Origin of the sequence: Polycladidibacter stylochi (assembly GCF_001562055.1) — a bacterium.
Classification (GTDB): domain Bacteria; phylum Pseudomonadota; class Alphaproteobacteria; order Rhizobiales; family Stappiaceae; genus Pseudovibrio; species Pseudovibrio stylochi.
In genome coordinates, this window is sequence record NZ_LLWE01000009.1 from 1 (window position 1) to 26,375 (window position 26,375).

The 26,375-nt window shown below is 44.7% G+C and carries 27 protein-coding genes; 10 read left to right on the top strand and 17 right to left on the bottom strand.

The genetic code is table 11. From position 1 onward, the window contains the following. Positions 1–194: 194 nt before the first annotated feature. Complete coding sequence (locus AYK67_RS01575) at positions 195–1,049, bottom strand: peptidoglycan-binding domain-containing protein (RefSeq protein WP_068081378.1); 855 nt, start codon at positions 1,047–1,049, stop codon at positions 195–197. A 177-nt stretch (positions 1,050–1,226) separates the two neighbouring features. Then, complete coding sequence (locus tag AYK67_RS01580) at positions 1,227–2,993, bottom strand: sensor histidine kinase (protein WP_156453017.1); 1,767 nt, start codon at positions 2,991–2,993, stop codon at positions 1,227–1,229. Positions 2,994–3,364: 371 nt separating this feature from the next. Here AYK67_RS01580 and AYK67_RS01585 point away from each other — a divergent pair, with 371 nt between their 5' ends. Further along, positions 3,365–3,898 carry a DUF5330 domain-containing protein gene (locus AYK67_RS01585; protein ID WP_068081384.1) on the top strand — a complete coding sequence of 178 codons (534 nt, stop codon included), beginning with the start codon at positions 3,365–3,367 and terminating at the stop codon, positions 3,896–3,898. 81 nt (positions 3,899–3,979) lie between these two features. Beyond that, positions 3,980–4,408, top strand: a complete 429-nt coding sequence (locus AYK67_RS01590; protein ID WP_068081387.1) for a SufE family protein — start codon at positions 3,980–3,982, stop codon at positions 4,406–4,408. 45 nt (positions 4,409–4,453) lie between these two features. Here AYK67_RS01590 and AYK67_RS01595 read toward each other — a convergent pair whose 3' ends face one another. The 10 genes from AYK67_RS01595 to AYK67_RS01640 form a co-directional block, all read right to left on the bottom strand. Beyond that, complete coding sequence (locus tag AYK67_RS01595) at positions 4,454–5,230, bottom strand: DUF6456 domain-containing protein (RefSeq protein ID WP_068081390.1); 777 nt, start codon at positions 5,228–5,230, stop codon at positions 4,454–4,456. After that, entirely contained in the window at positions 5,227–5,679 is a 453-nt protein-coding gene (locus tag AYK67_RS01600) for a helix-turn-helix domain-containing protein (RefSeq protein ID WP_068081393.1), read from the bottom strand. Before AYK67_RS01600 ends, AYK67_RS01595 begins: the two co-directional genes overlap by 4 nt. A 389-nt stretch (positions 5,680–6,068) precedes the next feature. Next, positions 6,069–6,485 (bottom strand): Ros/MucR family transcriptional regulator, encoded by a 417-nt coding sequence (locus AYK67_RS01605; RefSeq protein ID WP_068081396.1) that lies wholly within the window; start codon positions 6,483–6,485, stop codon positions 6,069–6,071. Between the two features lie 793 nt (positions 6,486–7,278). Beyond that, positions 7,279–7,635, bottom strand: coding sequence for a monovalent cation/H(+) antiporter subunit G (gene mnhG / locus AYK67_RS01610; protein ID WP_068081398.1), 357 nt, complete (start codon positions 7,633–7,635; stop codon positions 7,279–7,281). Then, the gene (locus tag AYK67_RS01615) at positions 7,632–7,991 is read right to left on the bottom strand and encodes a cation:proton antiporter (RefSeq protein WP_068081401.1); all 360 of its coding nucleotides are present in this window, start codon (positions 7,989–7,991) and stop codon (positions 7,632–7,634) included. The genes mnhG and AYK67_RS01615 overlap by 4 nt, the downstream gene beginning before the upstream one ends. Next, positions 7,988–8,470 (bottom strand): Na+/H+ antiporter subunit E, encoded by a 483-nt coding sequence (locus AYK67_RS01620; RefSeq protein WP_068081406.1) that lies wholly within the window; start codon positions 8,468–8,470, stop codon positions 7,988–7,990. Before AYK67_RS01620 ends, AYK67_RS01615 begins: the two co-directional genes overlap by 4 nt. Next, the gene (locus AYK67_RS01625) at positions 8,467–10,044 is read right to left on the bottom strand and encodes a Na+/H+ antiporter subunit D (protein WP_068081409.1); all 1,578 of its coding nucleotides are present in this window, start codon (positions 10,042–10,044) and stop codon (positions 8,467–8,469) included. The genes AYK67_RS01620 and AYK67_RS01625 overlap by 4 nt, the downstream gene beginning before the upstream one ends. A 3-nt stretch (positions 10,045–10,047) precedes the next feature. Beyond that, entirely contained in the window at positions 10,048–10,425 is a 378-nt protein-coding gene (locus AYK67_RS01630; protein ID WP_068081412.1) for a Na+/H+ antiporter subunit C, read from the bottom strand. Further along, positions 10,425–10,844: a Na+/H+ antiporter subunit B gene (locus AYK67_RS01635; protein ID WP_068081415.1), complete on the bottom strand. Its 420-nt coding sequence runs from the start codon at positions 10,842–10,844 to the stop codon at positions 10,425–10,427. The genes AYK67_RS01630 and AYK67_RS01635 overlap by 1 nt, the downstream gene beginning before the upstream one ends. Continuing rightward, positions 10,841–13,213, bottom strand: a complete 2,373-nt coding sequence (locus AYK67_RS01640; RefSeq protein ID WP_068081418.1) for a putative monovalent cation/H+ antiporter subunit A — start codon at positions 13,211–13,213, stop codon at positions 10,841–10,843. Before AYK67_RS01640 ends, AYK67_RS01635 begins: the two co-directional genes overlap by 4 nt. A 259-nt stretch (positions 13,214–13,472) precedes the next feature. On the opposite strand from AYK67_RS01640, the gene msrB reads away from it, so the two are divergent. The 5 genes from msrB (at position 13,473) to AYK67_RS01665 (ending at position 17,966) form a co-directional block, all read left to right on the top strand. Then, complete coding sequence (gene msrB, locus AYK67_RS01645) at positions 13,473–13,886, top strand: peptide-methionine (R)-S-oxide reductase MsrB (protein WP_068081421.1); 414 nt, start codon at positions 13,473–13,475, stop codon at positions 13,884–13,886. A gap of 197 nt (positions 13,887–14,083) precedes the next feature. Next, positions 14,084–16,189, top strand: coding sequence for a S9 family peptidase (locus AYK67_RS01650; RefSeq protein ID WP_156453018.1), 2,106 nt, complete (start codon positions 14,084–14,086; stop codon positions 16,187–16,189). Between the two features lie 247 nt (positions 16,190–16,436). After that, the gene (locus tag AYK67_RS17405; RefSeq protein ID WP_208976188.1) at positions 16,437–16,811 is read left to right on the top strand and encodes a hypothetical protein; all 375 of its coding nucleotides are present in this window, start codon (positions 16,437–16,439) and stop codon (positions 16,809–16,811) included. 106 nt (positions 16,812–16,917) lie between these two features. Next, on the top strand, positions 16,918–17,277 hold the full coding sequence (locus AYK67_RS01660; RefSeq protein WP_068081427.1) for a hypothetical protein: 360 nt from the start codon (positions 16,918–16,920) through the stop codon (positions 17,275–17,277). A gap of 59 nt (positions 17,278–17,336) precedes the next feature. Next, entirely contained in the window at positions 17,337–17,966 is a 630-nt protein-coding gene (locus AYK67_RS01665; RefSeq protein ID WP_068081430.1) for a hypothetical protein, read from the top strand. Between the two features lie 49 nt (positions 17,967–18,015). On the opposite strand, the gene AYK67_RS01670 is transcribed toward AYK67_RS01665, so the two are convergent. Together AYK67_RS01670 and AYK67_RS01675 are read right to left on the bottom strand one after the other, a co-directional pair. After that, a complete protein-coding gene (locus AYK67_RS01670) occupies positions 18,016–18,615 on the bottom strand; it encodes a superoxide dismutase (RefSeq protein WP_068081433.1) in 600 nt (199 codons plus the stop codon). Positions 18,616–18,957: 342 nt separating this feature from the next. Next, complete coding sequence (locus AYK67_RS01675; protein WP_068081435.1) at positions 18,958–19,815, bottom strand: branched-chain amino acid aminotransferase; 858 nt, start codon at positions 19,813–19,815, stop codon at positions 18,958–18,960. Positions 19,816–20,211: 396 nt separating this feature from the next. On the opposite strand from AYK67_RS01675, the gene AYK67_RS01680 reads away from it, so the two are divergent. Together AYK67_RS01680 and AYK67_RS01685 are read left to right on the top strand one after the other, a co-directional pair. Then, a complete protein-coding gene (locus tag AYK67_RS01680) occupies positions 20,212–20,871 on the top strand; it encodes a haloacid dehalogenase type II (protein WP_068081505.1) in 660 nt (219 codons plus the stop codon). Between the two features lie 266 nt (positions 20,872–21,137). Continuing rightward, positions 21,138–22,079, top strand: coding sequence for a DMT family transporter (locus tag AYK67_RS01685; RefSeq protein WP_068081438.1), 942 nt, complete (start codon positions 21,138–21,140; stop codon positions 22,077–22,079). On the opposite strand, the gene AYK67_RS01690 is transcribed toward AYK67_RS01685, so the two are convergent. Further along, the gene (locus AYK67_RS01690; RefSeq protein ID WP_156453019.1) at positions 22,076–22,657 is read right to left on the bottom strand and encodes an LOG family protein; all 582 of its coding nucleotides are present in this window, start codon (positions 22,655–22,657) and stop codon (positions 22,076–22,078) included. The two genes, AYK67_RS01685 and AYK67_RS01690, sit on opposite strands and share 4 nt — an antisense overlap. A 104-nt stretch (positions 22,658–22,761) precedes the next feature. Then, on the bottom strand, positions 22,762–24,150 hold the full coding sequence (locus AYK67_RS01695; RefSeq protein WP_068081443.1) for a dipeptidase: 1,389 nt from the start codon (positions 24,148–24,150) through the stop codon (positions 22,762–22,764). A 572-nt stretch (positions 24,151–24,722) separates the two neighbouring features. Between AYK67_RS01695 and AYK67_RS01700 the strand changes: the two genes are divergently transcribed. Next, positions 24,723–25,112, top strand: coding sequence for a DUF2780 domain-containing protein (locus AYK67_RS01700; RefSeq protein WP_068081447.1), 390 nt, complete (start codon positions 24,723–24,725; stop codon positions 25,110–25,112). Positions 25,113–25,409: 297 nt separating this feature from the next. Here AYK67_RS01700 and AYK67_RS17505 read toward each other — a convergent pair whose 3' ends face one another. Beyond that, a complete protein-coding gene (locus AYK67_RS17505; RefSeq protein ID WP_068081450.1) occupies positions 25,410–26,111 on the bottom strand; it encodes a response regulator transcription factor in 702 nt (233 codons plus the stop codon). Positions 26,112–26,375 lie beyond the last annotated feature (264 nt).

Here is a 26,375-nt window from a genome sequence, read left to right on the forward strand (position 1 = left end):
AACTGGATTACCCATAAACCTGATAGAGCATCTAAGGCATGGCGAAAAAACTGCCCCAAGCGCTCAATAAACTAAAGAGTCGTGTACTGTGCATAGAAGCACTAAAACTGCTTTAACCTATTATTTTGACACGTATTCTTACCCAAAAACCGGCGTCCACTTTTCGGGAATACGCTCTAGTTAAGACAGAGCGATTAAATGTTATAGCCGCTGACACGTTCAAGCTCTTCTATTAAGTTTTCATCTACCTTACCAGTTGGCTGCAAGCCTCTGTCGCGTTGGAATTGCTCTATTGCGTCTTGAGTGCTGGGGCCGCCGATACCATCAACTTTCAATGGCCCATAGCCCATACTGGCAAGAACCTCTTGTACATTACGAAGCTTGGCTGCTGTTATTTTTATGTGTTGCGTTGGTAGCTGCTGCTTAACGAATGCCATAGGTTCATTCGCTTGCTGGCGAATGGAGCCTGTTGTGTTGATTGCTTCGTCATTGCCACTAATTATAGGCAGGGGTTGCCCCTCATTGCCCGGAGCATGCCTTGGCATTGGTAACTGCGCGCCTTTTAATGGCACTTTTCCTGGATCCATCGTCAGTAAAGCCAATAAACCCGCGGTTGCTTGGCCAGTGACCTCATAATCGCGCATACGCTCATAGGTTTGTATCGCTTTAAGAGTGGCAGGACCATACTTGCCATCAACTACGCCCCTGTAAATACCGAGACGCCGTAACTCCCATTGTATATCTCTTATCAAATCCTGTTGCTGAAGTGCCGCTTTTTGCGTTTCCTGTGGCCCACTCGTAATTAAATGGCTGTTCTTTGCAGCACCTTGGCGGGTTACAAAAAAGGGTGCCGGGTGTGCAGGCTGCTTCACCATGGCGTTGTAGGCAATGTACCCGCCGCCAATTAGAAAAAAGGCAGCTGCCAATGCAGGCAGTGGCCGTGCAATTTTATGGCTGTTATTCTTATGGGGCCGAGAAGTTGTAGCACCTACCTCACCATCGCTTATACCAGCATTGCGCCGTTTATTTTTTTGCGACCGTTTGGCCATACTCTCCTGTCCTCATTACATATTTTGGCAATCGGCCCTGTATTTTGCTTTTACCACACGCTCTTAAGTTGTGCAGCTAGGATTTGTAGAAGCACATTTACCGCTTTGTTGCAATCGCTTATCTTACCAGTTCTGTCATTATAATGGTCAATCTACCAAATGCTGGTTTCCAGCGGCTTAAGCAACATAACTGAAATGCCGACTATTGCAGTTTGCATTTTCATTTTGTTCAACAGGTGGAGCCGGTATCAATACGCGGACAGTTGTACCTACACCCAACTCGCTTTCTATCTGCATATGCCCTTGATGCAAATCTAGTAGTTGTTTTACCAGCGCCAAGCCCAGCCCTGCCCCTTGCTCTTTATGGTTTGAGGTCTCTACCTGATAATACGGCATGCTGATATTTTCGAGCTGATCTTGTGCAATGCCTATACCTTGGTCTTTCACCTCTATCATGAGCAAATCCTCCTCCTGCGAAAGTACAAGGCGTATTTTACTTTCAGGGGAAGAGAACTTGGCCGCATTACCTAATAAATTAAGCAGAATCTGACGCATAGCCAGCTCATCCACTAACAGTTTTTTGAGGGGCATACTTTTAGTAAATACGGTTTCGATTTCAGGACCAGCATATTGAGGTCCCAATAAAGCAATAGTACCTTTCACTAGCTCCCTCAAATCATGGTAGGCTAAATTAAGGGCGCGCTTACCAGCGGACATTTTCGCAAGATCTAGTGAATTTTGTACAAGACTATTCAAATGAAGCCCTGAAAAACGTATCAGTTCCAGGTATTCCTTTTGCGTTTCTTGAGGTATTTTGTAGTGGTTGGCGTTTATGAGCAATTCAGTAAACCCAATAATTGCGTTGAGCGGCGTTTTGAATTCATGGCTAGCGTGAGCCAGTAAATCGTTTTTTTCGCTCACTTGCCTTGCTAAATCTTCCAGTTTTTTGCTTTGCTTCGTATCCGGGATATCTCCTGCTGTATCCTCAACAATCTCCATAAGTATATAGGGGGTATCGGCTGAGAGGCTACGACAGTTAAACAACGATAAATTCAGGTTCAACTTGACCATACCGTTGGCATAGGGTTGAACCATACGTTGCTGCAAAACCTGAAGATTTTGCGGTTTTCGGGTTTGAAGAACTTGCAAATAAGCGTGACGGAAGGGCGCTTTACTACTCGTGGCCAGCGATTGCATAAACCCTGCGCCCGCTATTGCCTTCTCGTTAATATCTAAGCAAGAATTGTAATAGATTTTAGCACTACGGTTCAGGCTCACAACTTTGCCCTCGTTATTTAGCAGTGCATAGTTATGCGCAAGATTTTCTATTGCCTCCCAAGCAGGAATAAGCAGCTTTGATTTGTCCCCATCTGTTTTAGGATGGCGCTTTGTCGTCAATAGGGTTGCGAAAGGCGCTACTAAAACAACAAGGACTAGAGGTAATTCATAGATTTGAAGGGTTTTGGTGAAAAGAGGTAGTAAATCCCCCTGAATGAGCGTGGCAAGCAACGCAATTATGTAGGAAAATGCGACAGTTTTCAGAAAAAGCACTTTTGGCACTGATGGTTTTAGGCAAAGCGGCAAAATGGCACCGCTGGGTAGTAAAAACCAATAGAATGAATTGGCTGAGGATAATAACCAAACCTGACTTATAAACATTATAGTTATTAGAGCAAGAACAGCTGGCAATGAAATTTTCTGGGTTTGAAACATCAGCAGCAACGGCCAAAATAATAACTGAAGGCACAAAATCACCGTGATGCTGATAATGCGATTTTCAATTTGCAACAGCGGTAGCATCGCCAACAGCAAGATAATTGAAACAAGCGCAGCTATTAAACCAAAAATCAAATGGTTAATGATCGTGGTACCGATACGATAGGAAGTGGTGCTTTGTTTCAAATAAGCTGGTAAAAACCTTGACGAGACATCGCGCGTCACCACCCTTAACACACTGACACTATTATTTTTTATATTTATCACGCAACTTACAAGCTACACACGCATGAACTTGTAATTCATGCTTGCGCAACATGCCCCTTTATTTTTATATTGCCCGAGCTATTGGATATTTAGGTCAATGTTTTTAAGGATTGTTAAAGCGATTGTCACAAACAAGGTTGTGCACGTTTACTTTTGGTTTGGCATACTGAGAAAAAACGGTGTTTACCAGAGTCTTTCCTTACCAAATGCAAATCTATTATAGTTATTGATAAAAGCCGAAAATGGCAGAGTTCCGGTATTTTGAGAGTAGAATTGTTCGGAAAACGTATCGAATTAAAGGTTAACGAATATGCAAGAAGTGGATTAATCAAGTGCGGCTGCTTTTCTTTTTATTAAGAACAACTATTTGGGTATCGCTTGCCCTGCTGATTATTCCACTGGGATTATCGGATGAAAATGCGCCGAGTATCAATCCGCTAAGGGCACTTAGCGCTGCACAAGAGGCATTTAGTGATTTTTCGGGGTTTTGTGAACGCAACCCCACCGCTTGCGAGACCGGCTCTGAAATTGCCGAAGTGGTTGGTTACCGTGCAAAACAAGCGGCGCAAATAGCTGTTGACTACATCCAAGAGGAACCGGTTGAAGCCAAATCAATTGATGATCTTGTGGCACAAACCACAGATGGACCAATCAATAACGAAGGGCATGTTGAATCTACCGAAGCTATCGGCAGCACACCACAACCGGACACGGGCAGCCTCACCAAAGAGGATTTAGCAATTCCCTTCAGCCAGCCAACGACCACAGCTGCGCTGGTAACTACTGGCCCAAACAACAAACAGGCGGCAATTAATGCTCACCTACAACCGGCTATCGGTGTCCCTCTCCCGAAGCCTTTGCCATAGACTCAGCCTTTTTGCTTCAAGACTACTTGCGCCAAAAATGAAGCTTGTTAAAAGAGACTTAAGCGAGCAAGGAAGACTAAAATGGCAAGTACACTTGAAGATATTCTCGAAGGCTTTGAATTTCTTGAGGACTGGGAAGACCGCTATCGCTACCTTATTGAGCTTGGGCGAGAGCTGGAGAGCCTAAGCGACAGTGAGCGTAATGAACAAAATAAAGTACAAGGCTGTGTTTCGCAGGTTTGGCTTTCCAAATCGGTTGTGAACCAACCCAATGGCCCCGCCCTATTGGTTTATAAGGGGGATAGTGATGCCCATATCGTGCGCGGGTTGATTGCTATTGTTTTGGCCCAGTTTTCCGGTAAAACTGCCGGTAATATCCTTCAATGCAAAATCGAAGATGTCTTCAAAAGAATTGGACTTGATGAGCATTTAACACCGCAGCGATCTAACGGGCTTGCCTCTATGGTTCAGCGAATTCGCCATGATGCACAAGTGCAAATGCAAGCTTAATGCTCTCGTGTAGCATGTCGCAAATGCCGCGCGACATGCTTACCCTCATTGATAGTAACCTGATTTGGTCCCGTAGTAATTGGCCAACCTTTCCAAAGCTATCTTCAAAATGACTTTTGCCGATCGCTCTGGCCATGCATGCTCTTTTTCCACCTGTCTTAGGCCTTTCCAGTAACAGCAGATATCTATCAAAACTCCTGATAGTTCTGGCCCCACAAACTTTAATGCTTTTCTGACGCGCTCTCTTGCATCCGAGACGCTTTCTATCTTCTCCAAGTCCCTGTTGCGCGTGGAAGGTGCTGACAGGTTTGTAAGGTTCAACTTTGCATAGGCAGCCATATCACCATAAACAAAGTCATTGTGTAGGCGCTCAGCAGCCATAAACTGCGCTGACGAAATAAATGGCTCTCCCGATTTGCCCCGCCGCGTTGCCAACCAATGCAGCGGACTATCTTGTGGTTCTTTAGCGACAGGGCTTGCGTTTTCAGCCCTATTTTTTTCATTCGCTTTTTGTAATGACTGCTTATGCTTTTTTGGGGGGATGGCGGGCTTATTGGCTGATTGTGCAGGAGTGCCTTTTGCAGACAGTGATTTTTTTAGTAAAGTCTTTCCGCTTGTTGTGAGCATCAAACCACCTTTGGTATTATGCCGTACCAAACCTAGCAGGAAACACTGCTTAGTCACGGGTGATTGTAGATCAACTATTTTTAAAGAAGATAGTTTTTTCAAAAAGCATACCAGATCATCATTCAACGAGCTTGCTTCATGATCCGCTGTTGACTGCATACAGCTCTTCATCGCGTGAACACTCATTGCTTTCATGACGAACGGCCTCCACTTTTAGAAACTGTTTTTTTGGACAGGTTTGCGGTAGTAAATGGAAATAAGGCACAGGATACCGATTTTTGAATCTGAGACTCCATGGCACTTAAGTGGGAATCAAAGTGATACTGATCCCGCATTTCTTCGACAACTTTACAGGCGTGGGAAACCGTTGTGCGATCACGTCCGAACACGCGCCCAACATTCGAATGTGAATAACCAAGAGCAACATGCAAAATATACATTGCAACTTGCCGAGCCAAAGCCACCTTGGCCATACCGCGTGAGGTTAGTACGAGCGCGCTTGGACATACTCCAAAGCTTAATGCCACGTGTGCTGTGGTTATCCAGCCAACAGCTTGTAAACTGTCACGTGGCGGATTGGGTTCTCGTTTCTTAATCAGAATTCCATTGTGAGGTGATTTTGCAATTTCACTTTGAAGCCGCATTGAAGCACTCCTCATTTCCTTCGAAATCAACGGGTGTTACGGTTTCTTATGGTCAGGCAAAAATGCACGAGGGGGATAAGTCTTTTCAACTTAAAGCTAAAGCATGGTTTGAACTCTTTTTTTCACCAGCTTGAGACACCCCTATGAATAGATAGGTCAGCAGCGGAACAATAGTTAACCAATTGTTTTTATTAGCTTATATCTAGAGGAATTATACACCTATGATTTTTATGGGTTTATTAACTAACACTATAAATAGTACTACTGTATTTTTTAGTATTTATTTTTTACGGTCATTAAAAATGCATGACCGACTTCAAATTCGTGAATAAAAAAAACCGCGGGTACTTATACCCACGGTTATAGTTCTTTTGAGTCGTCTAATAAACTTATTTAGAACGCTTACGTTGCTGGCCCAGACCCATTTTTTTAGCTAGTTCTGAGCGTGCTGCCGCATAGTGAGGCGCAACCATTGGGTAGTCTGAAGGCAGACCCCACTTTTCGCGATACTCTTCTGGTGTCATGTCGTAATGGGTACGCAAGTGACGCTTAAGAGATTTAAACTTTTTGCCGTCTTCCAAACAAATGATGTAATCATTGGTAACGGACTTTTTAACTGGAACAGCAGGCTTCAGTGGCTCTGGCTCTGGTTCAGCAGTTGTGCCGCTTGTGCGCTGTAATGCTGCAAATACATCGTTGATCAGCACAGGCAAATCAGCGGAAGCTACAGTATTATTACTAACGTAAGCTGATACGATGTCGGCCGTTAGGTCTACCAAATTATTATCTGCAGGGATTTCGCTCATTTTTCACCCGTAATCTTTCGCGATATGTGTTTTTCTAGGAAACCCTAACGGTAAATAGTCACTTTTTTATTGAGCCAGCTCTTACATACTTAGTAGTTGCTGGAAAACTATTTGATTCCGGGAGGGCCATAACCATAATGGATGTTTATAGAGACTTGAATATTGAATAACAAGAAAAAATAGATGGCTTATTGCAGTTTTACTAGGAAAATATCAAAAAAACGATAAAAATAGATAGCACTATAGGATGACAACTATGCTTTACCAGTAGTTAGCTGTATTAAAAGCCGATTATTGGAAAAAATCAAAAATAGCCCCCAACATGATGATTTAGGATAATTAACCAATATCCTTATGAGGGTGAATAACTTTCGTAGAGAAACTCTTATCTTACTGATATTTCTTCATCAAATGCACCGCAACCTGTTATTCATATTAAACTATTCCCACTTATTTAAAATTGTAACAAAAGCATAATTATTTATAACAATCTCCCTTTGAACAGTATTTTCAAGATCACTACTTACTGTTAGACACCCATATTATCTAAATGGGAATCTTGTCGTAATTGCGCCCAATAAACTTGGATCAAGAAAATAATTCGAAATGTGCTGAGCAGCACGTTAAGAGCTGGTTTATTTATTGCTGTGAATAACTCAGCGGACGCAGGCGGTCCTTCATACTTATCGCTAGCAGCACATTTATTGTTCTGGCCCTGCTTTATACAAGGACAAGAAAAAAGGCCAGTCATAGACCGGCCTTATCAACGTGCTTCTTTGTATACTAGCCGTTTTTATGAAGTAACGTTTTCACTTTTTTTCTCGGCATCGGCCAATTTATCGACAACCGTTTCGCTACACGGCATGTAACCTACTTTATGCGCTGCTCTTGCTATCAGATGGGCTGATACGGGTGCTGTTAGCAGGAAGAAAACAACTCCAGCCAAGGCGCGTGTTAAAACACTCCAGTCGCTTGCATAGAAACCCAAGGCCAACAAAAGAACACCCGAGCCTAACGTACCTGCTTTAGAAGCCGCATGCATACGCATATAGACATCGTTTAAGCGCACAAGGCCCAAGCCAGCTGCACAACTAAAGCATGCTCCAGCAACGATCATCAGACCTACGATAATGTCAATCATAGCTGTCATTGCTTACCCTCCTTAACTGGTGTCTGCTGGGTTGTTGTTTCGCTGAGGATAGCGGGGTCCTGCGCCCTGCCCCTATTCAAGATAAAGCGCGCAAATGCGACTGTTGCCAAAAAGCCAACCAAACCCAAGGCCAGTGCAATATCGACATATAAGGGATAGTTGGACTGAACGCCGACAACAGCAATGAGACCAATAGCTATGGCGACCAATAAATCTAGACCGACTATTCTATCGGGTAATCCCGGCCCCTTGATGATGCGATACGTCGTTAGCAACAAACCAACCGCAAGTAAGGCAAATGATATTTGAATACAAACACTCAAGAATGTTTGCGCGAATGCTTCAAAACCGCTCATCTAAATGCCTCCATTATTTGGCGCTCAAAGCCGTTTTTAATATCATCGATTACTTCTTGCGGATCCGGCACGTCGATACAGTGGATATAAATCCACTGGCGATCGTCAGAAACATCGACAGAAAGTGTCCCCGGCGTCAGCGTTATCATGTTCGCTAGTAGCGTGATTTCATAGTCTTCTGTCACAGTAAGCGGCAGCGCAATGATACCTGGCTGCAGATTACCCAGCTTAGGCCTTATGACAATTTTCAGCACACGCCAGGAAGAAAGTACCAACTCCCTCAAGAACCCGTAGGCTAGAGCCGCTATTCTTGTCGAGCGGCTCAAGTAGCCTTTAAACTGTACCTGTTCTCGAATAAGGTAGAGACCAAACATTGCCAGCAGAAAGCCAAAAATCAGGTTCAGCGCTTCAAAGGATCCCGTTACAGCACCCCAAGCTATCGCCATGAGAAGATTTATGAGAAGAAGTCTTTTATTCATGGGGCTACTCCAAAGACTGATTCAACATAAGCGCTAGGGTCCAAGAGCGTAAGCGCCCCCTTGTGAGCAAAACTCATCACGGCATCCGGCTGTAGACCAATGTAGACAACCATAAGCACAATAGGGAATACCGAGAGCCAAACAGTTGCAGGAAGCTTTTGCTTTTCTTGCGGTAAAGCAACCATGGTGCCATCTGCTATTGACTGAGAACCACCGCGCAAGAACACGTAAATCCAAAGTCTACCAACGCAAATGATGCTAAGAATACTGGTTAGCAGAACAACGCCTGCAAGCCAGCCCATTCCTTTATCCAATGCGCCTTCAACCAATAGCACCTTGGGCCAAAAACCCGAAAAGGGTGGTAGACCCGCAGCTGCAAAGAGCAGGACCAAGCTAACCGCCGCAAGTATGGGCGAGCGCCTATACATGCCCCCCATTTCACGTAGGGAGAACGTTCCTTGAAGTTTGCCTATGTATCCAAAAACAAAGAACATACCTGTCATGGCGATCATTGAATGCACCGCATACATAATGGCACCTGTCACGGCCCATTCACTCGCAACAGCTAAGCCGGCGAGCATTGAGCCAATGCCGGTTATTACCAAATAACCGATTGTCCGGCGTACATCTGTTTGCGCGAGAGCTCCCATTACGCCTGTCAGCATTGTGAGTATGGCAACCAGCGTAATAAGTGTGTTCATCCAGTTGTGTCCTGCTGGCAAGAGCAACAGTAAAACACGTAGCAATGCATAGACACCAACCTTGGTTAACAAGCCAGCAAACACAGCTGAAACAACGATACGCGGGGTATGGTAGGAAGCTGGTAGCCAGAAGTTAACCGGGAAGGCCGCTGCTTTCATGGCAAACGCAAGGAAGAATAGCAGAGCCACACCCATTAATGGGCCCTGATTTTCCAAGTGAGCCGCTTTCATGGCAATATCAGCCATATTCAAGGTGCCAACAAGACCGTAAAGCAATGCCGTTGCTAACAAGAACAGTGTTGTACCAAGAAGGTTTAGCAAAGAGTATTTAACTGCGCCATCGATTTGCCGCTTCTTGTTGCCCAACACCAATAGGCCAAATGAGGAAATCAGTAGCACTTCAAACCAAACGTAGAGATTGAAAATATCTCCAGTTAAAAACGCCCCGGATACCCCGCAGAGCAACATAAGCAGAAAAGGATAGAAACCATAGCGGCGCTCTTCAGGCCGTATTGAGCCTGCGGCGTATATACCTGTACATAACGCCACTAGGGAAGCAAATGTGGCGAACATGGCTCCCATTGGATCAGCTGTAAAAGCAATACCAAATGGCGGTAACCAGCTGCCCATCACCATGGTGACAACACCATCATTCAAGACATGGTTCAACAACGCGATGTTCGCGCAAAACACCAGAGCCAGAGCTGTTATGCCAATCCATGGCTGAAGTCTAACATTCTTACGGGTTATGAGCGCTATGGCTCCACCCAACATGGTCAGCAATGTTGGGGTTACCAACAACCAGTCTTTTGCGGCAGTGGGATCTGTTATCATCGCCGCAGCAATATCTACACTCGTTTTTTCCAATGACATTGATCAGTATCCCAGTGGCGGCTCAACTTCGTTCTCAGGTTCGGCAACACGCATTTCCAGCATGTCATCAGTGCCCAGCTCTTGATAGGCGCGGTAGCCTAAAACCAAAAAGAAGGCAAAGAACGAGAAGGAGATCACAATAGCCGTCAACACCAGTGCCTGAGGCAGCGGGTTGGCGGTTGTTTCCAATGGCAAATATTCACCAAGCGGTATAATCGGCGGTATTTCACGCAGCAATCTGCCTGATGTGAAAATCAGCAGGTTTACCGCATTACCCAAAATAGCTACGCCCATGAGCACACGTACCAGCTTTCTGGAAAGCATCAGGTAAATCGAAGCGGCAAAAAACGCACCAACCAATAGGGAGAAAATGGTTTCCATCAGTCACTCTCCCTTTCTTCTAGAGATAGGGCAATGGACGTGATGGCTCCAACGACAACCAGATAAACCCCTATATCAAAAAACATCGGCGTTGAGAGTGCGATATGTGTTCCAAATAGCGAGAACTCTAACCACTGACTCGTCATGGTTGGCTGCCCCAAGAATAGGCTTGGCAACACCGAGGCCACAGCCAACAATAGCCCGGAGGCGGCTATACTCATTGGGTGGACGTGCAATGCACGGCGCACACCTGCAACACCGTAAGCGATACCATAGATCGCAAATGCCGATACCGCGATGAGACCACCAATAAAGCCACCGCCCGGTTCATTGTGTCCACGTAGCAAAACGAAAATAGAAAACAGTGTCATCAAAGCAGTTAGAAACGGCGCTACCGTTCTGAAGATAACGGTATTCATGACTTTGCCTCCTGCTTGATTTGAGTTGTTGTTTCTTCGTTGTTTTTAGAGGACACCGGCCTAACCCGAATAAGTGCCAATACACACAGCCCTGTTACCATAACAACCGAAATTTCACCGATGGTATCGAAGCCACGGAAGTCAACCAGAATGACATTCACGATGTTTCGGCCATGGGCGATGGTGCGGCTAAAGGCGGTAAAGAACTCGGAGAGGCTGGCATCAAACGGTTGCTGGGTCACGCTCATTAAAGTCAGCGCGAAGCCTAGTCCTGTTAATGTCGCCAGGGAGCTATCCAGCAACTTGCTTGCCACACTTCGACTATCTGATGGCTGCAAGTTCAAACGTGTCATCACCAATGCCAAAATAACAACCGAAAGTGTTTCGACCATAAATTGGGTGAAAGACAAGTCCGGTGCACCGAACAACAGGTAAATGACGGCAACGGAAAAACCAGAGATGCCGAGTGACACCATTGCTGTCACGCGGTTTTTCGCTGTCAAAACGGCATAGAGGCCTACGAGCGCAACCGCGATTATACCTGCCTCTGTTAAGGTGACCAGCTCGAACTGGCTCAAGCTTGGCCAGCTGCCCGTGATAATCATTGGCGTATAGAGGGTGAATATCAATGCAATAAAGGCGGCACGCATATACATGACCATATCGCCCGTCTGCACGGTTCTTGTGACAAAAGCTGACAACCGTACTGTTGCATTGATGAATTGATCAAAGCCCTTATCTGGTCCCCAACCGATTATTTTAAGTGTGCGATCAACAAAACTGCGCAGTTGATCTGAGAAGTAGAAGAGCGTTGAACCCAAAGCTATGGTAAGCAGGGAAAGGAAAAGAGCGGCATTGATATGCGCAGGTATTAAATGCAGCTCCTTGGTTACACTATGGCCTGCAATTGCACTTGTCATCGGGTTGACGAGCCATTCACCCGTACTTGCAACAAACAAGCCAGCTATTAAGCCTGCGACGGATAGAACGACCGGCCCGGCATATAGCATTAATGGTCCTTCATGGGCATGTTTCGGTGTTTCCACCTTTGGACCTAAAAACGGCTTAATTGCCACAATAGCCGCTAATGCAAACATCATGGAGTTACCAACAACGCCGGTGAACGCCCAAAAGATGCCACCTGAATGCGCATGCCATAACCCATCGTAGAGGACTTCCTTGGCCACAAAGCCAAATAATGGCGGCAACCCTGCCATAGAAAGGGCTGCTAATACTGTTGCGCTAAAAGTAATCGGCATAGCGTGACGCAATCCACCAAGTTTGCGGATGTCGCGTGTACCGGCTTCATGATCAACCGTACCGGCTGCCATAAACAATCCTCCCTTGAATAGGGAGTGCGCAAACAAGTATAGAACCGCACCTTGTATCGCATGCGGGGACGATGAGCCGGTTAACATGACCAACAGGCCAAGAGAGGCGACCGTGGTATATGCCAAAATCAATTTCAAATCTGTTTGGCGCAGGCCAAGGTATGTCCCGATAACCAATGTTAACCCACCAAAGAATGGTAGGACGGTCATCCAGATTTCTGTACCTCCCATCACCGGCTGCATGCGCATTAACAAGTAAACACCCGCTTTAACCATGGTTGCGGAGTGCAAATAGGCCGAAACAGGTGTTGGTGCCTCCATCGCGTTTGGCAGCCAGAAATGAAACGGGAATTGAGCCGATTTGGTAAACGCGCCTAAGCAAATCAGTATAAAAATTGGCAGGTAGAGCGATGAGCTTCGCAGTACATCGGGATTTGTCAGTAACTCGCTCATTTGCCAGGTACCGCTTGCAAGGTACACCAGCAAAAAGCCAGCCAGCAAAGCCATACCGCCAGCGCCTGTTACAACCAGTGCCTGAAGGGCAGAGCGGCGCGATGCTGTTCGCAGGTGATCAAAACCAATAAGCAGAAATGATGTGATTGAGGTGAGCTCCCAATACACAAACAAGGTTATCATATTATCGGCCGTTACGACCCCCAGCATTGCCCCCATGAAGAGCAATAGGTAGGTAAAGAAAATACCTTGCTGCGTATGCCCCTTAAGATATCCACCGGCATATAGGACAACAAGCGTACCGATACCCGATACCAGTAATGCGAATAATGTTGATAGCCCATCGATATAAAATGAGAAGGTGATTCCAAAGGTTGGAATCCACTCATATGAGACTGTAAATGTTTGCCCTGCGGCAACCATTGGCACGTAGGAAAGGAAATGAATAAAGATAAAAGCGGGAAAAACCGCCAAAATCCAAGCAGCATTGTGCTTTAAACGGTGCGTTAGCACCGGGCCAAGAGCAGCAGCAGCAAAGGGCAGTAAAAGGGCCCACACTGTCGCTTCATTACCAGATAGCGGCATTTGGCACTCCGTTGTTACATCGTAATGTGTTCCCAGCCTCTGCACTTCTTTGCATTACTTTCTTACCGGCAGCGCTGGTTTCGATTATGAAATATCGCTCACCACAGTAAAGGGCAAGCAAGTTGCACAAACTAATTCGATATGTCGCTATGCACTTCCCCTTACGTATGGTGTTCAAACTAAATTTCCAGAGTTGTAGTCGGTTTCCTTTTTCAATGATAAATATGTTATATAACCAATCGCATTAACAGGTATAAAAATGAGTCATAAAGAGTTCAAAAAAATACCCCAAAATGATAGAGAGTGGCGCGAGAAGCTCACTGCAGAACAATATAGAGTGCTGCGTGAAGGGGCAACAGAACGCCCATTTACCAGCCCCTATAACAAACTAGACAAACCAGGAGTTTACAGCTGCGCTGGCTGTGGCAGCCCTTTATTTCTTTCGGATCACAAGTTTGATGCGGGCTGCGGTTGGCCAAGTTTTTTTGAAGCTGTCAGTGAGAATGGAATTGAAGAATTGCAGGATTTTTCTCACGGCATGGTTCGCACCGAGATAAAATGCGCAAAATGCAAAGGGCACTTGGGACATGTTTTTCCTGATGGTCCCCCCCCTACCGGGCTGCGGTATTGCCTTAATGGCTTGGCCTTGAATTTCAAGAGCATTACTGATTGAGTTAAACTTAGATTATCACTAAATTTTCTCGGGTATTGCCTGCCGCTCTGTGGATTAAACTCGCGCTATTGTACTAGCTTAAGTTGTCTCCTGGGTAAGTTGCTCCATTGACTGAGAAAAACATTGCACACTTAGCCCTATGTGAATGATATAGATTAATACAAAAATACTCGTGCTGATAATTGCAAAGGATGAATATGAAAGCCACCTCTTGCCCCCCCTGTGCCACTATCAAGCCTGTTCAATTTACCGAACATGGTACCACTCGGATGGATAACTATAGTTGGTTACGCGCTGATAACTGGCAGGAGGTGATGAAAGACCCGAGTGTACTTTCTGCTGACATACGCGAGTATCTGGAAGCAGAAAACGCTTACACCAATACGCAAATGGCTGATACTGAGACTCTTCAGTCGACACTCTACCAAGAAATGAAGGGGCGTATTAAAGAGGACGATAGCTCGGTACCGAGCAATGATGGCACTTACGCATACGCTCTCAAGTATATTCAAGGTGGACAGCACCCTATTTTCTATCGCCTCTTCTTGGAAAACAATCACGAAGAGATCCTTCTTGATGGTGATAAAGAGGCCAAAGATAAGGCATACTTCAAGATTGCCGGAGCCTCCCACAGTGACGACCACCGTTTTTTAGCATGGGCCTATGACGATAAAGGCTCCGAGTATTACTCGCTAAAAATCAGAGACCTTGCCTCTGGCAAGGATATGGATGAAATCATAACAGATACGGGTAGTGGTGGTGTCTGGTCATCTTGTGGCAAATATATATTTTACGTGCGACTGGATGAAAACCACCGGCCTTCCAAATTGTTTCGCCATGAGGTCGGCACGGATAGCGCGCTTGATGCGCTGGTTTATGAAGAAAAAGACGCCGGTTTTTTTATGGGGGTTTCCCGCAGTCAATCTGGTGCATACATCATCATTGATATTCATGATCATGAAACCAGCGAAGTCCGCATTCTTAGAGCAAATAGCCCCTTGGGAACACCAGAAGTGGTTCAGCCAAGAGTGGTCGGTGTAGAATATTCGCTGGAAGACCGTGGCGATGAGTTGTTCATTTTAAGCAACATCAATGGTGCTGAGGATTTTAAAATCAGTTCGGTCAATGTGCATGACCAGCTCAAACATAAAGATCCAAATCTTTGGAAAGATGTCGTCTCGCATCAACAAGGGTGCCTGATACGGGCTATGACTGTATACAAGGACTATTTTGTTCGCCTTGAAACATATGAAGGCTTGCCTCGCATCGTTATTCACGCATTTGAAGGCAATGTTGAGCATGAAATAGCATTTGCTGAGGAAGCTTATAGCCTTGGCATGATTGATGGTTATGAGTTTGAGACCACAAACTTACGCTTTACCTATTCTTCAATGACGACCCCAACGCAAACCTATGACTATGATATGGCAACACGGTCGCGGGTGCTGCGAAAAACCCAGGAAATCCCGAGCGGGCATAACAGTGAGGATTATATAACTCGCCGTGTATTTGCACCTTCACACGATGGGGCTCTGGTGCCGATAAGCTTGTTATATCATAAAGATACAGCGCTTGATGGTCAGGCACCTTGCTTACTATATGGCTATGGCTCCTACGGTATTTCTATACCCGCAAGTTTCCAAGGTAATGCCCTATCACTTGTTGATCGTGGTTTTGTCTATGCAATTGCGCATATACGCGGTGGTAAGGACAAGGGATTTGAGTGGTATAAAACGGGACGCCGTGAAACCAAGAAGAATACTTTTTATGATTTCATCGCAGCTTGTAGCTACTTAAACGATAAGGGGTATACCAGCTATGAACGTGTTGTTGCACATGGTGGCTCTGCCGGTGGTATGTTGATGGGAGCTGTTGCCAATATGGCTCCTGATAGGTTTTCCGGAATCATCGCGGAAGTACCGTTTGTAGATGTGCTTAGTACAATGCTCGACGACACTTTACCTCTCACGCCTCCAGAGTGGCCCGAGTGGGGCAACCCTATTACCAGTGAGGGGGATTACCGCTACATAGCCTCATATTCTCCCATTGATAATGTAAGTGCACAAGACTACCCCGCTATATTCGCGCTGGGTGGGCTTACGGATCCGCGAGTGACCTACTGGGAACCTGCCAAGTGGGTTGCGAAATTGCGTGCCAAGAAAACAAGTGACAGCTTGTTAATGTTGCGTACCAATATGGACGCCGGACATGGTGGTGCCTCTGGCCGGTTTGAGCGGCTTAAAGAGGTCGCATTGGTTTATGCATTTGCAATCAAAGTCGCACAATCCACTGGGAACACATAGATATTGGCGGACAAATGAGCGGCTCGAATGGTTTCTAACCAGTGGGTCGCTTATTTTTGATCTGTCTATTCTTGCAAAATATTGTTTGAAAGCGCTTGTCTTATCACAAGAATTAGCGCTTTCTAAGTTTTTGAACACAAAAGACTGATAAGTTTGTTTTAACCTTGCTCACGAATTATCAGAGCTGATTAAGAGTTTTGTTTTGGTTTTTAATTAGTCTTGGCTGCAATAATAATGGAGGCCAAGCATGCAAATTCGTGCAATAAAAAAAATGGCTATAATTGTCTGCGTACTCGGCGTAACACCTTTTACCAATACTTTTGCGCGTGAGTTATACCCCTTCAATCACCTGCTCCCCAACGATATGGAAAGTGCGCCACGTATTCATGGCAGTGAATACGATTGTAAGCTCCGAGTGCGTAAGGATGGTAAAAAAAATGTTTACCAAGCTTTTGTTTCCGGGCAGTTTAGCGACCCGACCCGCCATGTCTCGTCGGTTGCCTGTTTTAAAACTCATGAAAAGTGCAAGGCTTATCTCTACTTCATGCGCGGGTATTTGCAGCAGGTGAACAGCGCTGCATGCCAAAAAGGCTATTATACAGGTTTGTTCAACTGGGATTAGTAAGCTTAAGCCGCGTTATTTGGTGCTTTGCTTACTTACCCCCCATAAGCAAATTAAACAGCCCTACCCACCATAATCATAGATACTATAAGTTTGGGAGCATTATATGAGCCGCATTTTTCTTTGCGCTATTGGCAGCCTGTGTATTTTAGTGGGCTGCGCATCACAGGCCAGCCGAAACCCCTTGGAACGGCAGTTGTTTCGTCCTACTGGGCGCGAAATACCCCAGATTCGCGGCACACGCTATGATTGCCAAAATGCCGTAAAACAATTTGGAGCTAACAAATTATGGCAGGCGAATGTTTCGGGACGTATATTGACAGAAGAACCAAGTTATAATGTGAGTACAAAAGCATGCTTTGCAACACAAAGCGAGTGTGAAGCCTTTTTGTATTTGATGAATGGAAAACTAGAGCAGATTATCATATCCCGTTGTCAACTCGGATTTGAAGACAGCATTTTCTAATTGAAATTGATGGATATATATACTTATAAGTACCTGTTATTTACAACAGGATATCAAGAATGTTTAATAAAATTGCAATTATACTAGCTGGATTACTTATGTCTGCTTGTGCCTCGGGTGTATATAAACCTGAAAAAGCACCGGATTTAGAAGAAGAAAAGAAGGCATTCACAGCTCTGTCTCAAGGCAAAGCCGTTGCCATGCTTTACCTTAGTATGAAGAGAAAGCAATGTGCTTATGGCTATATGCAGGCTGTAAACTTGAGAACTAACGAAAATGTAAATATTAAATATGACCTCATCTACTTAAAACCTGGTACTTACTACGTGCACTATGCCAAATGCGGTGATGAGTATGTTAACTTTGGTAGTTACGGCACAACTGAGGCGAATGCAGCGCTGAAAAAGAGTGCTCCAACTTTTACCGTTAAGAAAAATGAAATCGTTAACCTTGGTAGTGTAAATTTGCTTAGGGTAAAGGGAAAATACCTTCTTAGCGATGATAGAGTATTACCATTGGGGATTGGCTCTTCACCTGAACGTATAGCCCACCTGAAAAAGTATTATCCAAATGTCATGAAAAAGTCTGTGACAAGGACTGTTAAATCAGAAGCCGCAAACAAAATCATATCTCTCATTGCACAAGCACTTGCAGATAAAGCCAAAAAAGAATCGCTAAGAGCAAAGTAAAAGTTCATAGAGCAGATGCCTCCCACTTAACGTGGGAGGCAAAATTCAATTAACCGGCTTTAGAGAACAGTTCTTCCACGTATTCCCAGTTGACCATGTTGTCGATGAAAGCTTCCAGGTACTTAGGACGGGCATTGCGGTAGTCAATATAGTAGGAGTGTTCCCAAACATCGACACCCAACAATGGCGCTGCGCCATGAACCAATGGGTTTTCGGCATTAGGTGTTTTCATAATAACCAATTTGCCGTCTTTCATTGCCAGCCAAGCCCAGCCAGAACCAAACTGTGTTACACCAGCATTGATGAAATCTGCACGAAACTTGTCAAAACCACCCAGGTCTTCGTCAATTTTCTTAGCAAGATCGCCCGGAAGTGATGAACCACCACCATCTTTTTTCATCATCTTCCAGAAATGAAGGTGATTGTAGTGCTGGCCTGCATTGTTAAATAGACCAGCATTTTTGCCAAAGCTCTCTTTAACGATCTCTTCCAAAGACTTGCCTTCAAGCCCTGAACCTTCCAGCAACTTGTTGCCGTTGGTTACATATGCTTGGTGGTGCTTGTCGTGGTGGAACTCGAGTGTTTCAGCAGACATGTAAGGTGCCAAGGCATCGTATGCATATGGAAGATCTTCAAGAACAAAAGACATAGGTAATTCCTCATCTATTTCAGGTGGCAAACTATTAATTTAGTGTCGAGCAATAGGCACGACCACTGATTTGTTGCTGTGAAAATAGTCGTGTTTTCACGGAGGAGCAATGAGTCGCACCCATAATTTACAAATATTTTTCTTTCTTTTTTAACGGAACAATCCTAACCAATTGCAATATATAATAGTTTTACTTTTATAAACACCTGAAGTTCGTTATTTTTTGGCATTTGGAAACTATGGATGGCTATTATAGTTTTAAGAACAGAAAAGCAGTACTGAGACCTACAAGCACTGCTTTGCTTTTTTACCGTGACAACCTGGCATTAAAACCAAAGCCAATTAAGAGTGAGCAAAGTCCCAATAAAGTTCACGGGCTTTTTGTGTAATCGGGCCAAGTTCCAACTGCTTGGTTTCGATACGATTGATGCCAGTAACCTTAGAATAGTTGCCCGTTGAAAACAGCTCGTCGGCTTCCATAAGCTCGCTATAGCGTAGCAGACGCTCATGCACTTTATAGCCTGCATCCTTGAGTAGTTTTATCACCCGCTGACGTGTTATACCATTTAGAAACGTGCCATTTGGGAACGGTGTATGTACCTCATTATCTTTGACCATAAAGATATTCGCGGAGGTTAATTCTGCCACATGTCCTAAAGCATCCAAAACAACCGCATTATCGAAACCGCGTGATTTCGCCTCTGACATGGCGCGTGCATTATTGGGATACAAACAACCGGCCTTTGCTGAGACTGGCATGGTTTCTTCAGTCGGGCGGCGGAAAGGCGATAAAGTGACACTAAACGTGGCGTCCTTACTTGCCAATGGTGCTTCGAATAAACATAGGCAAAACCTGGTTGATGCTGGATCGCCGACAATTACGCCAGGACCATCGGATTCGGCCCAATACATTGGCTTAATGTACACAGCCTCATCCTTAGAAAACTTGGTCATCCCTTCTTTTGAAAGTTCCACCACCTCTTCCCAACGCATTGTTGGTCTTAGGCCAAGAGCAAGGGCTGAGTTATTCACACGCTTTGAGTGTAAATCGATATCTGGCAGGACACCTTCGAAACCACGGGCGCCATCGAAAACGCTTGATGAAAGCCATGCGGCATGTGTTCTCGGGCCCATAATGGCAGGATTTCCCTCAAACCATTCACCATCTATCCAGTTCCACGTTTTGGACCATTCCGTCATTATACTCTCCTGAATATGCAAGCTCCCAGAGCATTTGTGGTTTTCGTACTTATAGGTTTTTGTATTTTTTCACCGTTACCTTGCCTTATTATGCCAGCTAGAAAACAAGTGCAAAAAAATAGCTCCAAACAGTATAAATACCCCAATAAAGGGTAGGATGTGTTTTTTTATTCTCAATAGAAGGGGATAGGTGTTCAATGTTTTTTAGCTGAACCAGGGCATGTAAACTGTGAATTCTTCATTGCTAAGGTTTTTTTGAAAAAATCTAGATATTGCTCCAATGGTTGCATGTGCGAAAGTCGATTTTCCAATGCAATTTATCGGAGACGGCCTTGACCTTTGAAGGAAAAAAGCATGTCTTACTCATAACTAAGAGGCCTTCTCATGGAGAAACCAATGCAGCATTCTGTGTATGCCTTTGATGCTTATGGAACTTTATTTGATGTGCATGCTGCTGTACGGCGCTATAGCGATGTTCTTGGACCGGAAGCACAGCAGTTTTCACAGATCTGGCGAAACAAACAACTTGAGTATTCTTGGGTGCATTCGCTCATGGGAAGCTACCAAAACTTTTGGGATCTGACCGAGTTGGCGCTTGATGCGGCATTCCATCATTGCCCTTCTATTGATAAAAGCCATCGAAATGCATTGCTTGAGGCCTATTGGCATCTGGACTGTTACCCAGAAGTGCCGATGGTATTGAAGGCTTTGAAAGAATCTGGCTGCCGCTTGGTGATATTGTCGAACGGTTCGCCAGAGATGCTCAGTGCTGCTTGCAAAGCCGCTGAAATAGAAGATTTATTTGATGAAGTATTCTCTGTCGATTTGATCGGCCGCTATAAACCTGATCCTCAGGTTTATGACATGGTTACAACACACTTTCGTGTGTACCCCAACGCAGTTTCCTTCCAGTCTTCCAATCGCTGGGATATTGCTGGTGCTAGCAATTTCGGTTTTCGAACCGTGTGGCTCAATCGTTTTCAATACCCTGAAGAGTATCACGATTACCCAGCCTCTGCGGTCCTTGCTGATTTAACGGGCCTAACAAGCTTATAGTAGCGGTCTGCTTTACCCCGTTTTTTTGAGGGAACTGGTCAGTAAGAGTGATTTTCTTGCTGCGCTATGTTCCCCATTACTTATTAGTATTCGAATGGCCATACCCAAAAAAGGCAGTTCTCAGTAGGAGAAAATTTCATTATTCATAGAAGCACTAAGGCTGTGTACTACAACCTGTTCATGTCAGCGTTTTACTGCAAATTATCTCTCATTTTTAAATGTGGGCGATGCTTTTTGAGACCAAAATCCTAGTGAGTATTTGAAAGTTGATTTCAAATTTTCTGCCCAGTGCACCTTTTTTGCTCACTGTTACAGCGTTGATTTTATCTTCCATTTCACTAGGCAGTTTGGGATTTTTCGGAAAACTCGCCGCAGAAGGCAATATTTCCTCTGCCCTATTGCTTTTTATTCGCTTTTTTCTACCAGGTTTTCTCCTAGCCTATTACTTGCCCAGAGCCTATAAAGTGCCTCGAGAAGCGCTAAGGCAAATACTTTTGGGCGCACTCATGGCAACGGGTGTTTATTTGTTTTTTTTGTCGCTTAGCTCAATCGACCTTACCAATGCTTTATGCCTTTATATGAGTACTCCCTTGTTTTATTGGATCGCTTCGTCCCCCAGCGAGCAAAGTGAGCACCGGATTCGGCTACGACTCACCGGTTTGTTAAACCTTGTAGCTGTGGTTCTCATTGCTATAAAAATAACGATAACAAGCGCCAATGAGCAAAGTGGGAGCTTTTTTGCATTGGCATTATGCTTATTTTCCCCTTGCTTTTATAGTATTGTGAACGCGCATGCGAAACCACAACTAAGCCTGTTAAGTGGCAAATCGGCTGCCGCTTGCCTATTTTTAGGTGCAACGGTTGCATCCATTTTATTTCTCGCCACTGAGCTTTTATTTCGTACCAGCACGTTGAATTTGGCTGATACGCCCTTTGTATTTGCCGGTGTGGTTTTCTTCTCTGGTGCCCTACCCTTTTTCTTATTGTTGGTATGCGTTTGCCGGCGTGGAACGGGCCTTGAAAAGACAACTAGCCTGATTGAGCTTGCTAGCGGATGTTTACTAGCGTTTCTCGCAGTGAAAGAGGAAATACACTTACTAAATGTATCGGCCCTCCTCCTTCTTGCAATTGCGCTGTATTTATGCCCGCGGGTAACTCCCACTTCTTGGGGAGAGAGAAATGGCCTAGTAATTGAAAGCAAGCACTAGATTTCTTCTTTATGAATGATTTTGGAAACTCTAGGCGGTTTATAAGCTTGCATCAATTCAATAAGCTCTTGGGGTTGCTTGGCAATTGCGAGCATGCTTTGGTTTTCAGCTTTCAAAAAGCGCTCCGTTACCATGTGATCAATAAATTCCAAAAGAGGATCAAAGTAGTTCTCGACATTCAAAAAGCCTAGGGGTTTGTTGTGGTAGCCTAATTGCCCCCAAGTCCAGACTTCGAATAGCTCTTCCAAAGTACCAATGCCACCGGGCAAGGTTATGAAGCCATCCGAGAGCTGCGCCATCATGGCTTTTCGTTCGTGCATCGATTTTACAATATGCAATTTTTGTATATCGGGATGAGCTATTTCAAGTTCTTGTAGTGCTTTGGGCAAGACACCAGTAACGTGACCCCCGGCTTCAAGCAGGGCATCGGCAATTGTACCCATTAGCCCTACCCGTGCACCACCATAGACCAGGCTTATATTTTGCTTGGCCAAATAATGCCCCAGCGATTGTGCCGCTGCCTCATAAGCAGGTTTAGCACCTGCACTGGAGCCGCAAAAAACGCAAATCGATCTCATGGAAATTACCTTATAAAAACATATAGGTTTACTAGTTTTGTTCTATTGCCGCCCCTAAGGGCGACAACACCATATCGTACTCCAGATTTAATTTGCCAAGCCTTTTACTTAGCAAGCTCATCTAATACACGCACCCAAGAGCGAATGCCTTTGTGGTAGCTTTGCATTTCGTATTTTTCATTGGGTGAATGGATTTGATCCTCATCCAAACCAAAACCAATCAGCATGGTATCCATGTTGAGGATATCTTTAAAGCTGCCAACTACCGGGATCGAGCCGCCTGAACCAACGAGGGCAGCTTCTTTTTGCCACTCATCTGCCAAAGCCTTGCGTCCATTTTCCAATACAGGAGAATTAATATCAATTTGCAATGCCGGATCGCCACCATGCGGGTGGAACTCTAGTTCAAAATCTGCCGGACATTTTTCCTGCATGTAAGCACGAAAGGCGCTACGGATTTTATCGGGATTTTGATTTCCCACCAAGCGAAATGATATTTTTGCCTGAGCTATTGCCGGTATTACCGTTTTGAAGCCAGCACCTGTGTAGCCACCCCATAAACCATTGACCTCGCAAGTAGGGCGTGACCAGATTTGCTCTAGAGCGCTACGATCGCTCTCACCACCAGCTTGTTTCAATCCAATTTCCCCCAGAAACTCTGCGGTATTGAAGCCCAGCTTGTCCCACATGCTTTTAATTTCCTGGGGAAGCTCTGGCACATCATCATAAAAGCCAGGTAACGTGATATGCCCATTTTTATCGCGCAGGCCTGCAATCATTTCGCTTAACACGTGTAATGGGTTGCGTGCCGCTCCGCCATACATACCCGAGTGTAAATCCTTGCTGGGCCCTTTGAGGGTTATTTCTTCGCCCACCAAACCACGCAGCATAATTGAGATAGCCGGCGTGTCGCGATTCCACATGTTGGTATCGCAAACAAGCGCTACATCTTGTGACAGCTCTTCTTTATTCGCTTCCAAGAATGGCTCGAGTGAAGGTGAACCGCTTTCTTCCTCACCCTCAAGAAAAACAGTGACGTTAATTGGCAGGTCGCCAGTAACTGCCATCCAAGCCCGCATTGCCTCTACAAAGGTCATGAGCTGGCCTTTGTCATCGTTGGCACCGCGCGCAACAATCATTTGCGTGCCATCATCTCGGGTGACAACTTTCGGCTCAAACGGATCGGCATGCCAGAGTTCAATTGGATCAACCGGTTGAACATCATAGTGGCCATAAAACAGAACATGCGGGCCTTTTTTACCCTCGCCAGTTTTATGACCGACAACCATTGGGTGACCAGAGGTATCGCGCACGCTAGAGGGAATACCTATATTGGTTAGCTCATCTGCCAACCAATGTGCTGCCATGCGGCAATCATCCTTAAATTCAGGATCGGTTGAGATGCTTTTGATTTTCAAGAGATCAAACAACCTTGAAAGACTATGCTCTAGGTTCGCATCGACGTGGGCAAGAACATTTTCAACTTGGCTCATTTATACCTCTATCATTGTTTGAGCTGGACTGGCGGCAGATACGGCCATGATACACACAATTGTGTTTTGTTAAGTCCTATCGCTTTTCAAGGCCCGTTCGCAACTCGTATTATGACAGTCTGGTACAATTTCATGAAGATGTATGGGTGAATATCGTAACTCGTGTACTAACAGTATGTAGAGGCGCTTTATGGCTCATGTATTGCCTCATTGGCGTAAATTTGATCTGCCATGTGCATTCACGCATAGGCCAGCGTTTCGACTTTCTTGTGCAAAAGGCGACAATGAAGATATTTGAAATAATTTGGTTTTAAGCAGCTTCTTAAATAATTGTTTTTTATCACTTTAATCTGATAAATGTGCTCGGCAATTTTTGGCAAGGTGATTTTCACAGAAACGATGATTTAAAAATAAACTATTGTTTTTTAATAATGACCCCTGTCAATCACTTAACCCACTATGCGAAAGTTGCCTTTGCTGAATAAGCTGTCACACTTATTATGCTACAAGATAGTGCAGTGTTTTTAACTAAGCGCTATTGCGGCATAATAAATAGGCTATTGGAGAATGGCATGCATTACTTGGTCGATAACCTTGTAAACTCGATGGAAATATCAGAGGAGCAAGCTGAAACCGCAGTTGGTGAAATACTCAATTATATTTCCAAGCATATCAGTGCGCAGGAGCTACAGGAAATTTTTGATATGTTTCCTTATGCAAAAGTAATGCTGGCCAAAGCAGAGGCAGCTGGAAGCCAAGGAATGCTTGGTGGACTGGCAAGCCCAATGAGCGGCAGCATATCGTTACTGGCAGCATTAGATAGCCTTACTTCCCAGGGCCTATCAATGGAGCAAATACACGAAGTTGCGCATACAACTATTCGCTATGCCAAGAGTAAACTTGGAGAAGAAAAGACTGAGCGAATTCTAAATAAAGTTCCAGATTTGAAGGCTATTGGTTAAGGGGATGTAGCCTTCCAAGATTTATCTGGTCATCATTTATAGACATAAAAAACGATAAATTGGCAGTTCGAACACTTAAATCTAACCATCTAACTGCCATTTATTTTTATACTCAAAAGTCATGGCTTAATATTAGTCTATACAAAGCAGTTGTTTGAACCGGTCATTTATGACCGGTTCAATGCTATTGAATTTTCTCACCATTTAACTGAGGCTCACAGATATTCTGGATAACTAACGGCCATATCAAGAACAACAAGCAAGGCTTACGGGTGCGTATTTGTTTGCTCGCTTTTGTTAAATGTCAATTTGCCCGTAGCGTAGAGCTTCAACAACTGTATGCGTTTTGTTTGAAGCATTCAGTTTTGCACTGGCGTTTTGTAGGTGTGCATGCACTGTTCGCTGTGAGATATCCAGCAACTCAGCAATTTCATGGGCAGTTTTTCCAAGAGCTGTGAGCTCTAATACGTGCCGCTCCCTTGCAGATAGGTCGCCTGGACGCTGGTCAGATACGACACCTAAATCATATAGTCGCCGAAAAGCTGCAGCCGCTACAATTTCGACCGAAGCCAAATCATAGGGTTCGACATTTATTTGCCTGCCGGCCCCCACCACCATTGCTTGAAAAGGCTTGAGTGCGTCCACAGGAATTATCATTATTTTGGCTCCATCGCCCAGACAAGCCAATAATTCGGAGTTTGTTGTATCAATCGTTGAAAGGTTGCGAATAGCTGGACGGCGACCTGACAAGCCTAGCATCAATACGTCATCATGTGCCTGTAGCTGGGTACGCTCAACACCGCCATTTCGCTCATCGGGCCACCTCAACCGGTGAACCAGACTCTCAATCGTGCGGTTTGGCATAGGTAAACCAGTGATGAGTATATGTGATGCTCCAAGGCGGCGCAGATACGATTCAACGATATCCAACACTGGTTTAGCGGCCCTTGCATCCCTAATAGCCTCTAGTTTGGCATCAATATCTGGCGTATCGTTCATCTGCACCTTAACTACTCCTAATTATGTATGAGCTTTGGTGTTGTATGAAGAAAAGTCGCCCTGCGTAATCACTAGGTAGTATGCGTATTACATACACTAAGTATTATACATTTTATAAAAGTCGTCATCATATCTGTTGATAGATGAACTGACTGCGACTATTCTATATAGTGCCATTTCCCCACACATAGTTATGTTATCTATTTTAGATATGCTTTGATTTTGCAGTATCTTGCTTAGCTTGTTGGCAATACTAACAGCGTT

Excerpts from the sequence above, each read along its gene's own strand:
- AYK67_RS01635 (WP_068081415.1), bottom strand. The coding sequence starts at position 10,844 with ATGAATACCGTTATCTTCAGAACGGTAGCGCCGTTTCTAACTGCTTTG.
- AYK67_RS01665 (WP_068081430.1), top strand. The coding sequence starts at position 17,337 with ATGTTTAATAAAATTGCAATTATACTAGCTGGATTACTTATGTCTGCT.
- AYK67_RS17405 (WP_208976188.1), top strand. The coding sequence starts at position 16,437 with ATGCAAATTCGTGCAATAAAAAAAATGGCTATAATTGTCTGCGTACTC.
- AYK67_RS01630 (WP_068081412.1), bottom strand. The coding sequence starts at position 10,425 with ATGGAAACCATTTTCTCCCTATTGGTTGGTGCGTTTTTTGCCGCTTCG.
- AYK67_RS01680 (WP_068081505.1), top strand. The coding sequence starts at position 20,212 with ATGCAGCATTCTGTGTATGCCTTTGATGCTTATGGAACTTTATTTGAT.
- AYK67_RS01650 (WP_156453018.1), top strand. The coding sequence starts at position 14,084 with ATGAAAGCCACCTCTTGCCCCCCCTGTGCCACTATCAAGCCTGTTCAA.
- AYK67_RS01700 (WP_068081447.1), top strand. The coding sequence starts at position 24,723 with ATGCATTACTTGGTCGATAACCTTGTAAACTCGATGGAAATATCAGAG.
- mnhG (WP_068081398.1), bottom strand. The coding sequence starts at position 7,635 with ATGACAGCTATGATTGACATTATCGTAGGTCTGATGATCGTTGCTGGA.
- AYK67_RS01590 (WP_068081387.1), top strand. The coding sequence starts at position 3,980 with ATGGCAAGTACACTTGAAGATATTCTCGAAGGCTTTGAATTTCTTGAG.
- AYK67_RS01625 (WP_068081409.1), bottom strand. The coding sequence starts at position 10,044 with ATGTCATTGGAAAAAACGAGTGTAGATATTGCTGCGGCGATGATAACA.
- msrB (WP_068081421.1), top strand. The coding sequence starts at position 13,473 with ATGAGTCATAAAGAGTTCAAAAAAATACCCCAAAATGATAGAGAGTGG.
- AYK67_RS01670 (WP_068081433.1), bottom strand. The coding sequence starts at position 18,615 with ATGTCTTTTGTTCTTGAAGATCTTCCATATGCATACGATGCCTTGGCA.
- AYK67_RS01640 (WP_068081418.1), bottom strand. The coding sequence starts at position 13,213 with ATGCCGCTATCTGGTAATGAAGCGACAGTGTGGGCCCTTTTACTGCCC.
- AYK67_RS01695 (WP_068081443.1), bottom strand. The coding sequence starts at position 24,150 with ATGAGCCAAGTTGAAAATGTTCTTGCCCACGTCGATGCGAACCTAGAG.
- AYK67_RS01605 (WP_068081396.1), bottom strand. The coding sequence starts at position 6,485 with ATGAGCGAAATCCCTGCAGATAATAATTTGGTAGACCTAACGGCCGAC.
- AYK67_RS01575 (WP_068081378.1), bottom strand. The coding sequence starts at position 1,049 with ATGGCCAAACGGTCGCAAAAAAATAAACGGCGCAATGCTGGTATAAGC.
- AYK67_RS01600 (WP_068081393.1), bottom strand. The coding sequence starts at position 5,679 with ATGCGGCTTCAAAGTGAAATTGCAAAATCACCTCACAATGGAATTCTG.
- AYK67_RS01620 (WP_068081406.1), bottom strand. The coding sequence starts at position 8,470 with ATGAATAAAAGACTTCTTCTCATAAATCTTCTCATGGCGATAGCTTGG.
- AYK67_RS01675 (WP_068081435.1), bottom strand. The coding sequence starts at position 19,815 with ATGACGGAATGGTCCAAAACGTGGAACTGGATAGATGGTGAATGGTTT.
- AYK67_RS01690 (WP_156453019.1), bottom strand. The coding sequence starts at position 22,657 with ATGAGATCGATTTGCGTTTTTTGCGGCTCCAGTGCAGGTGCTAAACCT.
- AYK67_RS01660 (WP_068081427.1), top strand. The coding sequence starts at position 16,918 with ATGAGCCGCATTTTTCTTTGCGCTATTGGCAGCCTGTGTATTTTAGTG.
- AYK67_RS17505 (WP_068081450.1), bottom strand. The coding sequence starts at position 26,111 with ATGAACGATACGCCAGATATTGATGCCAAACTAGAGGCTATTAGGGAT.
- AYK67_RS01595 (WP_068081390.1), bottom strand. The coding sequence starts at position 5,230 with ATGAAAGCAATGAGTGTTCACGCGATGAAGAGCTGTATGCAGTCAACA.
- AYK67_RS01615 (WP_068081401.1), bottom strand. The coding sequence starts at position 7,991 with ATGAGCGGTTTTGAAGCATTCGCGCAAACATTCTTGAGTGTTTGTATT.